Annotated in this window: 11 protein-coding genes; 2 read left to right on the top strand and 9 right to left on the bottom strand. The window is 63.8% G+C overall.

The annotated features are described in order from the left end of the window. From EOA27_RS07910 to EOA27_RS07885, 6 genes are all read right to left on the bottom strand, one after another. On the bottom strand, positions 1-665 hold a 665-nt coding region (locus EOA27_RS07910), incomplete at its 3' end, for a GMC family oxidoreductase N-terminal domain-containing protein (RefSeq protein WP_189561981.1). Positions 666-778: 113 nt separating this feature from the next. Then, positions 779-1,501, bottom strand: coding sequence for a class II aldolase/adducin family protein (locus EOA27_RS07905; protein WP_127255863.1), 723 nt, complete (start codon positions 1,499-1,501; stop codon positions 779-781). Positions 1,502-1,570: 69 nt separating this feature from the next. Further along, positions 1,571-2,029 carry a YbhB/YbcL family Raf kinase inhibitor-like protein gene (locus EOA27_RS07900; RefSeq protein WP_126081803.1) on the bottom strand — a complete coding sequence of 153 codons (459 nt, stop codon included), beginning with the start codon at positions 2,027-2,029 and terminating at the stop codon, positions 1,571-1,573. A 30-nt stretch (positions 2,030-2,059) separates the two neighbouring features. After that, the gene (locus EOA27_RS07895; protein WP_126081802.1) at positions 2,060-2,650 is read right to left on the bottom strand and encodes an amino acid synthesis family protein; all 591 of its coding nucleotides are present in this window, start codon (positions 2,648-2,650) and stop codon (positions 2,060-2,062) included. Positions 2,651-2,720: 70 nt separating this feature from the next. Then, a complete protein-coding gene (locus EOA27_RS07890) occupies positions 2,721-3,860 on the bottom strand; it encodes an NAD(P)/FAD-dependent oxidoreductase (RefSeq protein WP_126081801.1) in 1,140 nt (379 codons plus the stop codon). A 44-nt stretch (positions 3,861-3,904) separates the two neighbouring features. Then, positions 3,905-4,780 carry an alpha/beta hydrolase gene (locus EOA27_RS07885; RefSeq protein WP_126081800.1) on the bottom strand — a complete coding sequence of 292 codons (876 nt, stop codon included), beginning with the start codon at positions 4,778-4,780 and terminating at the stop codon, positions 3,905-3,907. Positions 4,781-4,922: 142 nt separating this feature from the next. Here EOA27_RS07885 and EOA27_RS07880 point away from each other — a divergent pair, with 142 nt between their 5' ends. Both EOA27_RS07880 and EOA27_RS07875 read left to right on the top strand, forming a co-directional pair. Continuing rightward, positions 4,923-5,594 carry a GntR family transcriptional regulator gene (locus EOA27_RS07880; RefSeq protein ID WP_126081799.1) on the top strand — a complete coding sequence of 224 codons (672 nt, stop codon included), beginning with the start codon at positions 4,923-4,925 and terminating at the stop codon, positions 5,592-5,594. Positions 5,595-5,714: 120 nt separating this feature from the next. Further along, positions 5,715-7,274, top strand: coding sequence for a GMC family oxidoreductase (locus EOA27_RS07875; RefSeq protein WP_126081798.1), 1,560 nt, complete (start codon positions 5,715-5,717; stop codon positions 7,272-7,274). Positions 7,275-7,358: 84 nt separating this feature from the next. Here EOA27_RS07875 and EOA27_RS07870 read toward each other — a convergent pair whose 3' ends face one another. From EOA27_RS07870 to EOA27_RS07860, 3 genes are all read right to left on the bottom strand, one after another. Beyond that, complete coding sequence (locus tag EOA27_RS07870) at positions 7,359-8,606, bottom strand: SfnB family sulfur acquisition oxidoreductase (protein ID WP_126081797.1); 1,248 nt, start codon at positions 8,604-8,606, stop codon at positions 7,359-7,361. Between the two features lie 24 nt (positions 8,607-8,630). Further along, on the bottom strand, positions 8,631-9,422 hold the full coding sequence (locus EOA27_RS07865) for an ABC transporter ATP-binding protein (RefSeq protein ID WP_126081796.1): 792 nt from the start codon (positions 9,420-9,422) through the stop codon (positions 8,631-8,633). A gap of 73 nt (positions 9,423-9,495) precedes the next feature. Beyond that, the gene (locus EOA27_RS07860; protein WP_126081795.1) at positions 9,496-10,836 is read right to left on the bottom strand and encodes an ABC transporter substrate-binding protein; all 1,341 of its coding nucleotides are present in this window, start codon (positions 10,834-10,836) and stop codon (positions 9,496-9,498) included. Positions 10,837-10,890 lie beyond the last annotated feature (54 nt).

Raw genomic sequence — 10,890 nt, 5'->3', positions numbered from 1 at the left:
GTCGCCGTCGCTTCGGTGAGGACGGTGAGATTGGGCCGCCGCAGGACCGGCCGCAGATAGGCCGACGCGGTCGAGCTGCGCCGCCCCTTGGAGATCGTCATCTGCAGGCGGCCGAAGCCTTCCTGCCGCTCGCCATTGTAGTCGTCGGTCTGCGGGTAGCCTGCCTGCACGCTGGCCTGCGCAAACGCCTCGATCAGCGTGTCCTTGTAGCGGCAGAACTGGGTATTCACCGGACCGGACCCGCCGCGAAAGCGACTCTCGCCCCCTTCCCAGCTTTCCTGTTTCCGGAAATAGGGCAGGACCTTGTCATACGACCAGTCGCTTAGCCCGCTGGCGGCCCAGCGGTCGTAGTCGCCGCGATTTCCGCGCACATAGGCCATGGCGTTGGTCGACGACGATCCGCCGATGACCTTGCCGCGCGCGCACTCGACCCTGCGCCCGCCGACATTGTCCTCCGGCTCGCAGAAATACATCCAGTCGTGCCGGCGCTCGGTCAGGATCTTGCCCCATCCAAGCGGTATGTGGATCATGGGGTCGCGGTCCCAGCCGCCGGCCTCGAGCAACAGCACCGAGCATCCCGGATCGGCGCTCAGCCGGTTGGCGAGCACGCAACCGGCCGATCCGGCCCCAACGATGACATAGTCGTAACTTTGCGCGTGCTGCATGATGCGTTTCATTGCCTTCGTCCGGCGCCCGGGGGCCAGTGAACTGTTGAAACCGAGCCTGGAAATCCCGGCACGGGCCGGGATCGCCTAGTCATTCCACAAGGCGGCCGGCACTAGAGCAGGCCAGCCTCTCTCAGGCGCTGCGACCAGTGGTTCCACCCGCGGTCGATCTGGGCGCCGACGAGCTTTCCCGCCGTCTTGATCTCGCCCGGCGACAGATACTTGATCGTGCCGATCTGCAGGCCGGCCGTGAGCGCCTTCGCTTCCTGCTCGAGATAGAAGGCGCGGAAGACGACCTCGCGCACGGAGTTGCCGACATTGACGACGCCATGACGCGCCATCAGGACCACGGTGCTGCCGCCGAGGCTTTCGGCAATGTCCGCGCAGACATCGGGGCTGCCGCCGAAGAGGTCCGTTTCGTCGCCGTGCTTGTCGCGGATCTCGTACACCGGGACGGACTCGCCGATGAAGGCCCCCATGTGGGTGACCGGCCGCAGCGGCGTGTCGACGAAGCAATAGGGCAAGACGGCCGGCGAGTGGGTGTGGAGCACGCACTGGACGTCCGGCCGCGCCTTGTAGATTTCGCTGTGAATATAGCGCTCCAGATAGGAGGGCCGGTTATCCGGCGTCTCGCCGTCGAGATTGAAACGCTGGATGTTGTCGACGGTTATCAGGCTCGGCGCGAGCTTCTGAGCCAGAAAGAAGCTTTCGGGGTCCTCGGGGTCGCGGGCGCTGATATGCCCGAACGTGTCCATGATGCCTTCGTGCAGAAGTATCTTCGTCGCCGTGACCAGCTCTTCGAAGACCTTCTGGCGCACCGGGTTGTTGTCTTTCATTCCAATTCTCCCATTACGCGGCGATGGCGGCCATTTTTATTCTTGTTGTCGGCCGCCCGCGCCACGGTTTCACTTGTTCTCGTAGATGCCGACGATCCGGTTCTGCTCGATGATGTTCCCGGCATATTTCTGCAGGAACTCTTCCCTGGCGGGGGTGCCTTCGACCTTCGTGTCGAGCGCATAGATCCAGAAGTAGTAGTGATGCTTGCCATGGCCAGCGGGCGGCTGCGGCCCGTAATACTGCTTGTCGCCCGCGCCGTTGGGTCCGACGCGAAATTTTTCCTGCGCGTCCGAAAGATCGGTGGTCGAGGGATCGATGCCGTAGACGACCCAATGCGTGAAACCATTGGCCAGGGGCGCGTCCGGATCATGACAGATCAGCGCCAGTTCCTTTGTTCCTGCAGGAACGCCGCTGATGCTGAGCCTGGGCACCACGTTGCCCTTGTCGCCCGCGTGCTCGTCGCGCAATCTTCCGAGCGGCTGGAAATCCGCCGACGTAATCTTGAGGTCCTTGATGTTCAGGGGCATTTAATCTCGTCCTTCAGCAATTCGAGCGAACTAGACGCCGGCCTTGAGGTCGGCGACGGATTTGCCGCCGACGCGCTGATGCACGCGCGGGCCCGATGCGACCGCAACGCAGATCAAAAGCTCGTCCGGGCGCGGCGCGTCCGGCACCGAAAAAGTGACGGCGTCATAGTGGGAGCGGATGTAGAGCTCGTCCTTGTGGGCAAGCGGAATATCGATGGTGGTGCCGGCAACGGCGACCTTGCTGACCGACGAGATCCAGGCTTTGCCGCCGCCGACCTGCTGGCGCAGCGGATCGCCAAATACGGTGGTGATGCAGGCGACCACATGCTCCTGCTCTCCGGCCGTGCCCGCGATACCGCCCTTGCCATAGCTCTCGACCGGCCTGTTGCCGAGCAGCGCCACGGCACGTTCGCCGAGCGCATGGCCGATAGCCGAACTCGGATTGGTCAGATCGGACAATTCGGCGACGTACTTTCCGGCGAACGGATTGCGTATGACGACGCCAGTCGCGACCTTGACGAGGGTCTCGCCAGGCGTGCCGCCGTCATGCCGGCTTTCTTGGACCGAGGCGTACCATCCCCTGACATCGTAATCCCGCTCGACTTCACTGGAATAATTCATCTCTATCTCCTGAAGGGAGCGCGCATCTTTCGCGCGCCCCGATTAATTCTTGGACCAGTCCGCCCGAGCCCTATTGCGGCCACGAGTAGACACGGCGCAGCGGGTCGAAGCGCGCGGCTTCGAGCGCGGCCGGCGTGAACATGTTTCCCTTGGAAAGCGAGCGGTTCGCCGCATAGTCGCCGGAAAGGGCCTGGCAGCGATCGGTGATCGGGCGAATACGCGTCTCCCAGGCGACGAGCGCATCCTCGACCGAAGCGCCCTCCTCCAGGTCCTGCGACAGGCTGAAGGCGTTGACCATCGCGCAGCCGGCGCCCTGGGCAAGAGCCGGGCACATCGCATGCGCGGCGTCGCCCACCAGCGCCACCTTGCCTCTGGTCCAGCTGTCCAGCTTGTTCGTCTGATACGTGTCGTACCGCGCAGTCTCGAGCTTCGCGGCTTCGACCAGGCATGGCTCGAGGAAAGGGAACATCTCGACCCAGACCTCGAGGTCGAGCGGAACTTTCGACCCACGCGGATCGGCGGCCGGCGCCATCAGACCCAGATACAATTCGTTCTCGTTGCAGGGCGAATAAAGGATACGCTGGACGCGCGGCCAGAAGTTCCACATGTCGATGGTGTTGTCCCACTCGCCGTGGCCGAGTTCCTTTTTCTTGCGCGGGACGATCAGCCGGATAATTCCATCCTTCGACGTCCAGCGGTCCTGCTTGAACCCTATGGAGTCCCTGACCTTGGAGCCCACGCCGTCCGCTCCGACGATCAGGTCGGCTTCCAGAACCTCGCCGGTCTGGAGGGTCAGGCGGCCTTCCGGGTCGGCCGCGACCGCCTCGGAATCGACGCGAATATCGACCCCCAGGGCACGAGCGCGGCTGACGAGAGCATCGTGCAAATGGCTGCGCGTCATGATGCGCCAGGGAAGGCCGTTGAACGTCTCCCTGGAGATCGACTTGTTATGCATCCAGGTTTCGTAGGTCGGAGGCGTATGCGACCCCTGGAGAACATCGTCCAAGGCGCCCAGCCCTTCGAGCACGCGAAGGCCATTGTGCCAGAGATAGATGCCCGCGCCGAATGCCCGCAGTTCGGAGCTTTTTTCGTGCAACCTGACGTCCCAGCCGTTCTGCTTGAGAGCGATGGCGGCCGTCAGGCCGGCGAAGCCCCCACCGGCGACCTCCGCGCGACGCGTCTTGCCCGGAGTTTTGTTTACATTGGCCATTTTCTATCCTGATGCTGCGTACAAGAAGACGGCGCGACGGGCCGTCAGGCGTCGATGAAATTGGTGATGGCTTTCAGCGTGACCTCGGGACACACTTCGTTGACGTAGTGGTCGGCTCCCGGGACGACCACCACGGGCAGATCGGGCCGCAACCGACTGGTCTTTGCCAGCGCCGCCGCCGAAACCAGCTTGCTCTCTTCGCCGCGGACGATGAGGACGGGCTTCGCCACGTCGCGGTAAGCCTGCGTCAGGTCCGCGCGAAGGCCCTTGGCGGTCTGAGCCATCGCCGAGGGCGACGCCAGCGGACGCAGACCGCCTTCGACCCGCCGATAGCCGCTCTCCGCTCTGATCCTGATGGCATCGGCGGGAATATTCGGATAGCGGCCCGCGAGATATTCCTGGACGGCCTCGACATCCCTGAAAATTCGGTCTCCGGCGTTCACCCGACTCTCCAGGGCATCGAGCGCTTCGGTCTCGATATAGGGGGTGAAGTCGATCGCGATCACGGACCGCACCAGCTCCGGATTTCTCGCCGCCGCGGTGACGGAGTTCCTGGCGCCGAGTGAATGTCCGACGAGGATGGCAGGCCCCTGGCCGAAGGCGCGTATCAGGCTGGCGATGTCATCCGCGTAGTCATTCGCCTCGTAGCCGCTTTCGGGCTTGTCGCTGAGGCCATGCCCTCTCTGGTCGACAGCTACAGTCGTGAAGCGGGCCGAAAGCTGCGCCATCAACGGCGCGAACACCGCGGAGTTAGACGTTATGCCGTGGAAAAACAGCATCAGCGGGCCGGTGCCGCTCTCGCGCACATTCAAGGCGATGCGATTGGTGTCCACACGTCGCGAACCAACCTGACTGGAAAGTACGTCTGCCACCACGTTTACGATCCCCGGCGCTGCTGCTTCCTTGCGTAAAAGGATCATACAACCACGAGGGCGTCAACCTGGATTGTCTGACATTCTTGCAATCTTAAAAGTTGACAATCTACCTGTTCCCGCTGTCCAATATGCGTGGCCTCGCATATGATGCGCGAGATTCCGACCCTGAGCCCACGAGACGCAACCGATGCCGCCCGAACTGAATTTGCGGATTTCGCCACGAACAGTGCAGCAAGAGACTGTCGACAAGCTGCGGCTCGCAATCCTGTCGGGGCTGTTTCAGCCGGGGAACCGTCTTATTGAAAGCCAGTTGTGCGCACAGCTCGGCGTCAGTCGCCCCTCGCTGAGGGAGGCATTGCGCAGCCTTGAGGCCGAACGCCTGATCGAGATCGTGCCCAATCGCGGGCCGTCGATACCGGCGCTTTCGTGGAGCGAGGCAACCGCAATCTACGAGGTTCGAGAGCTGCTGGAAGTGGAGGCGGCCGGACGATGCGCGTCAAGAATCACCACGGAACAGTTGCGTGAGCTCGAGAAATCGCTTGCCGCCTTCGAAGAAGCCGCCTCGAGCAATGACAGCCTGGCCCAGGTCATGACCGCGGCCGACTTCTATTCAATCATACTTGCGAATTGCGGCAATCCCATCCTCGAGGAAGTCCATCGCGGTCTGGTGGCCAGGATCAGCTTTTTCCGGGGACGCTCGATGTCTTTGGAGGGCAGAGCGCAAAGTAGCCTGGCGGAGATGCGGCAGATATACGAATCCATTGCCGCCGGCGACGAGAAGGCCGCCCGCAAAGCCTCGAAACGGCACCTTTTGAAGGCAAAAGCGGCGGCAAAGATGTCCATGAACAGCGAGAGTTGAGGTCTCCGAGGCAACGCTCGGCCGAAATCTTGAAATCCTCTGTTTCGGATCGCGCGTCTGCGGCACCGCTGGGCGCGCAACCGTCGAGGTGGTGCGTTAATACGGAACTTGGGAGTGGAGATGACCAAGGGGATTGGCGGGCGCAACCCGGATGCCGATGTCGTCATCGTCGGCGGGGGCTCGGCAGGCGCGTTGCTTGCGGCGCGGCTGAGCGAGGAGCCGGCCCGTCGCGTTCTGCTGATCGAGGCAGGCGAGGAGGCGACCGACCCCGACATCTGGAATCCGGCTGCCTGGCCCGCGCTTCAGGGCCGCAGCTACGACTGGGACTATCGCACGGAGCCGCAAGCCGGCACGGCGGGCCGCGTGCATCATTGGGCGCGGGGGCGGCTGATCGGCGGCTCGAGTTGCCTCCACGCCATGGGCTACATGCGCGGCCATCCCTGCGACTTCCAGGCCTGGGCCGACGCGACCGACGATCACCGATGGAGCTGGAATGAACTGCTGCCGGTTTTCCAGGCCATCGAAAACCACCCGCTTGGCGGCGATGGCATCCACGGCAAGGGCGGGCCGTTGCCGATCTATCTGCCGACGGACGAAGTAAGTCCGCTTGCCCGTGCCTTCATCGAGGCAGGCGCGTCGTTGGGCCTGCCTCGCCTTAAGGGTCACAACAGCGGGGAGATGATCGGCGTCACCCCGAACTCTCTGAACATTCGAGATGGACGGCGGGTTACGGTCGCCGACGCCTGGCTCACGCCGGCTGTCCGAAGCCGCGGAAATCTGACCATCCTGACGGGATCCCGGGTGCGACGGCTGATCTTGGACGGCAATCGCATGCGCAGTCTCGAAGTTGTGGGACGACACGGCAGCCTTTTGGAGGTCTTTGCGGATCAGGTTGTGCTCTGCGCCGGCGCGCTGGAAAGTCCGGCTTTGCTGATGCGCTCAGGCATTGGCCCGCACGATATACTCCAGGCCGCCGGCGTTGGCTGTTTGATCGATATGCCGGAAATCGGTCGAAACCTTCAGGACCATCTGCTTGGTGCCGGCAATCTTTATGCGGCCCGCAAGCCGGTTCCGCCGTCGCGCCTCCAGCATTCCGAATCGATGGCCTATATGCGGGCTGCCGGGTTCGCCGGTATCGGGCAGCCCGAAATTGTCGTTGGCTGCGGCGTGGCGCCGATCGTGTCCGAACGCTTTCAGGCGCCTGCCGCCGGCACGGCCTATTCGTTGCTGTTCGGAATAACGCATCCCACGAGCCGCGGCGGCGTGCGGGTAAGCGGGCCGGAACTCGATGACCGGTTGATCATCGACCCCGCATATCTGCAAACCAGCCAGGATCGAAAACTGTTCCGACAGGCTCTGGCGGCGGCACGAGAGATCGGCCATCGAGACGAACTCGCCGATTGGCGAGAGCGCGAGCTTCTGCCAGGTGCTCTGAATGGTGAGGCGGAGATCGACAATTTCATCGCGCAGTCGGTCATCACGCACCATCATCCCTGCGGCACCTGCAGGATGGGCAAGGACGTGGACGCCGTCGTCGATGCGAACCTACGGCTCAAGGCGCTTGACAACCTTTTTGTCGTGGACGCGTCGGTTATGCCCAATCTCACCGCGGGACCGATTCATGCTGCGGTCCTCGCGATCGCCGAGACTTTCGCGCGATGGCACCGGGCACCGCTATGACCATCGCGGTGGACGCAAGGACTGGCGCGAGCGGGACAGCGGCCGGCCCGCCGCGAATGATGTTCGCCCGGTGGAACGGCGCGATCAGCTCCAGGCGTGCAGCGGCGGGTTCTCGCCATTGAGGAAATACTTGCCGAGGATCGAATATTTCCAGCGCACCGGATCGTGCAGCGTGTGGGTGCGCGCATTGCGCCAGTGGCGGTCGAGATTGTGCTCGGCGAGCGTCGAGCGAGTGCCGGCCAGCTCGAACAGTTTGTTGGTCGCCGCGATGGCGATCTCGGTCGACAGGATCTTCGCTTCCGCGGTGACGATCTGCGCATGCGCCACCGTCTCGGCGGTCGGCTCGGCGACTGCCCGATCGATGGCGTGGCCGGCCTTTTCGAGCAGCGCCTGCGCGGCGTGCAGGCGAAGCGTCAGGTCGCCGATGGCCTGGATCGTGTAGGGATCGTCCCAGGCATTGGCGACGCCGCTGTCGATCCAGGCGCGGCTCCTGGTCCTGACGAAATGGACCGTTTCGTTGATCGCGGCCTGCGCGATGCCGGTGTCCACCGCCACCTGGATGATCTGGAAAATGGCGCCGTCTGCGGTCGGCTTGTCATAACCCTTATAGCCGGGCACGAGATGCGTCTTCGGCACCTTGACGTTGTCGATGATGACGGTGCCCGACAGCGTCGTGCGCTGGCCGAAGCTCGACCAGTCGTCGATCACGGTCAGGCCAGGCGCGCCGCGATCGGCGATCGCGTACCAGGCCCGGCCCTCGTCGTCGAGGGCCACGATCGGCACCAGATGGGCAAGCAGCGCGCCCGATGAATAGAATTTTTGGCCGTTGACGATGACATGGTCGCCGGCGTCGGTGAACTTCGTCTCGAAATCGGCGGCGCGCTTGGAGCCGAATTCGGAAAAGGCGTTGCCGAACCGCGTTCCCTTCAGCACTTCGGCAAACAGCAGCGCCTGCTGGTCCTTGTCGGAGACGGTGCGGATGGCCGCGACGACGCCGAGGTGATTCTGCGCGATCTGGCCGATCGAGGAATCGGCGGCCGAGATGATCTCGATCACCTTGGCCAATGTGGCGTAGGACACTTCCGGTCCGCCGAACGCCTTCGGCACGTTGATCGACCATAGGCCGCTCTGCGAGAACTGGTCGAGCTCGGCCACCGGCCAGATCCGCTCGCGGTCGCGCCTGGAGGACTCCTTGACGAACTCGGCCGCGAGACGATGGGCGACCGCGATCGCTTCGGCATCATCCTTGATGATATGCGCGGCGGTGGCCGGGCGCAGCACCGGCGGCACGGCGGCCGCGGCTTTGTCGGTCTTGACGTTGGACACAGTCATTTCATGGCTCCTTGGGATTTCGATTCACACGACGGCGTGGAGATGGGTTGGTTGGGCGGCGGATGAAGGCTGTTGTCCGAGATAGAAGGCGCGCACATCCTCGCGCTGGCGCAGGCTGGCGGCGGCGCCGGAGAGAACCGAGACCCCGTTCTCGAGCACCGTCGCATGGTCGGCATAGCCAAGCGCGACCGCCGAATTCTGCTCGGCGACCAGGATCGACAGGCCGCTCTCGCGGTTCAGCTTCCTGAGCGTCTGGAAGATGTCCTGGACGATGAGCGGGGCAAGCCCCATCGACGGCTCGTCGAGGACGAGCAGCCGCGGTCGCGACATCAGCGCCCGGCCGATCGCCGTCATCTGCTGTTCGCCGCCCGAGGTCAGCCCCGACAAGGTCCGGCGCTTTTCCCGCAGGCGGGGGAAATAGGCGTAGATCCGTTCCAGATCCCGATTGATCTCGGCCCGGCTGCCGCTGCGGCCGATGCCGCCCGAAACCAGGTTCTCCTCGACGCTGAGGCTCTTGAAGCAGTGGCGGCCTTCCAGCACCTGGACGAGCCCGGCGCGCACCAGGTCGCCCGGCTGTCGCCGCGAGACGTCTCCGCCATCGAACCTGATCGAACCGGCGGTGATCTGGCCGCGCTCGGCCGGCAGCAGGTTGGAGACGGCTTTCAGCGTGGTGGTCTTGCCGGCACCGTTGGCGCCGAGCAGCGCCAGCATCTCGCCCTGCCTGATCTCGAAGCTGACGCCGTGCAACGCCGTGATGGCGTGATTGTAGGTGGCGTGGATATTGTCCACGGCGAGGATGACGTCATTGCCCGGCATCGGCGCTTCCCTGGTGTCTGCGAAAGTGGATGACCGGGCGTCGGAGAAAGAGGCCGGCGCCCGGTCCGTTGGATCAGTTAGTGGCGGCTACCGCGTCGGCATCGGCGGCGGTGCGCAGCTTGATGCCCTTCTCGGCCGCGTAGGCTTCAGCCGACTTTTCGATGATCGGCCGCAGCAGCGTCCAGTCAGGGGCGATCCAGTCGGAGACGACGTTCCACTTCTTTCCGTCCCACTGCTGGAAGGTCACGTAGCCTTCGCCTTCGTGGTTGTCCCAGCTAACATTGATGGAGTGGAACAGGTCCTTGGCGCCGAGCGCCTCGACCTTGGCCGGATCGAGCTTGAGGTGCTCGAAGCCCCAGCGCACCTCATCGCCGGTCAGCGTGCGGTGGCCGAACTTCTCCTGCGCGATGCGGATTGCCTCGACATTGAGGATGCCGTTGACGATGCCGAGATTGTGGTAGACCGAGCCGATGCGCGACTTGTCCTCGAGGTTGCCCTTGCCGGCGCCGTAGACGGTCTTCACGATCTCCTGCACCACCGGATAGGTGTTGCCCGAGGCCTGGGTGGTGATGGCGGTGTAGCCCTTGGCGGCGTCGCCGGCCGGGATGACGTCTTCTTCCGAGTTCGACCAGACATTGCCGATGATGTGGTCGACCGGATAGCCGACCTTGACCGCCGTCTTCAGCGCCACCGGGTTCATCACGCCCCAGCCGCGCAACACGACGAAGTCCGGCTTGGCGCGGCGGATCGTCAGCCACTGCGACTGCTGCTCGTTGCCGGGGTGCGGCACCTCGATCTGCTGCACGGTGAAGCCGTATTTCTGCGCCAGGAGCTCATAGATAGGGATCGTCTCCTTGCCGTAGGGCGAGCCGTGATAGAGCACGACGATCTTCTTGCCCTTCAGCTTGTCGATGCCGCCTTCTTTGGCGGCGATGTAGTTCACGATGCCGGAGGTCTCGCTGTAGGGGTTGAGCAGCAGCGGGAAGACATAGGGGAAGACCCGCCCGTCGGTGGAGTCAGTGCGGCCGTGATTGACCGTGATCAGCGGCACCTTGTCGGCGGTGATGCGGTCGATCATGGCGTAGGCGATGCCGACCGACAGCGGATTCCAGGCGGCGGCACCCGCGTGGCTCTTCTGACGCTCGTAGCATTCGACGCCGCGCTCGACCTCGTATTGGGTCTCGCACTCGTCCCAGGTCAGCTTGACGCCGTTGACGCCGCCGTCCCGGATGTTGATCAGGTTGAGGTAGTCGATGAAGCCGCCGAAGAAGCCGGTGCCGCCGGCCGCGTAGGGCCCGACGCGATAGCTCTGCAGCGGGAAATACTGCTCGTCCGCGTGGGCGGCCGGCAGGGCCACCGACACGGCCAGCGCCGCCGAGATGGCAATCGCCTTGACTGTGCTGAGAAAGGTCATGGTTCGAGGTTCTCCAGTATGGACCTTGGTTTGGCCCGGTTCATTTTCTGAATG

The organism is Mesorhizobium sp. M2A.F.Ca.ET.037.01.1.1 (genome assembly GCF_003998075.1).
Taxonomy (GTDB): Bacteria; Pseudomonadota; Alphaproteobacteria; order Rhizobiales; family Rhizobiaceae; genus Mesorhizobium.
The sequence above is the reverse complement of the archived record's forward strand: the minus strand, read 5'-3'. Positions and strand labels throughout refer to the sequence as shown.

Coding starts and splice junctions, on each gene's coding strand:
- EOA27_RS07905 (WP_127255863.1), bottom strand. CDS start 1,501: ATGAAAGACAACAACCCGGTGCGCCAGAAGGTCTTCGAAGAGCTGGTC.
- EOA27_RS07900 (WP_126081803.1), bottom strand. CDS start 2,029: ATGCCCCTGAACATCAAGGACCTCAAGATTACGTCGGCGGATTTCCAG.
- EOA27_RS07895 (WP_126081802.1), bottom strand. CDS start 2,650: ATGAATTATTCCAGTGAAGTCGAGCGGGATTACGATGTCAGGGGATGG.
- EOA27_RS07890 (WP_126081801.1), bottom strand. CDS start 3,860: ATGGCCAATGTAAACAAAACTCCGGGCAAGACGCGTCGCGCGGAGGTC.
- EOA27_RS07885 (WP_126081800.1), bottom strand. CDS start 4,780: ATGATCCTTTTACGCAAGGAAGCAGCAGCGCCGGGGATCGTAAACGTG.
- EOA27_RS07880 (WP_126081799.1), top strand. CDS start 4,923: ATGCCGCCCGAACTGAATTTGCGGATTTCGCCACGAACAGTGCAGCAA.
- EOA27_RS07875 (WP_126081798.1), top strand. CDS start 5,715: ATGACCAAGGGGATTGGCGGGCGCAACCCGGATGCCGATGTCGTCATC.
- EOA27_RS07870 (WP_126081797.1), bottom strand. CDS start 8,606: ATGACTGTGTCCAACGTCAAGACCGACAAAGCCGCGGCCGCCGTGCCG.
- EOA27_RS07865 (WP_126081796.1), bottom strand. CDS start 9,422: ATGCCGGGCAATGACGTCATCCTCGCCGTGGACAATATCCACGCCACC.
- EOA27_RS07860 (WP_126081795.1), bottom strand. CDS start 10,836: ATGACCTTTCTCAGCACAGTCAAGGCGATTGCCATCTCGGCGGCGCTG.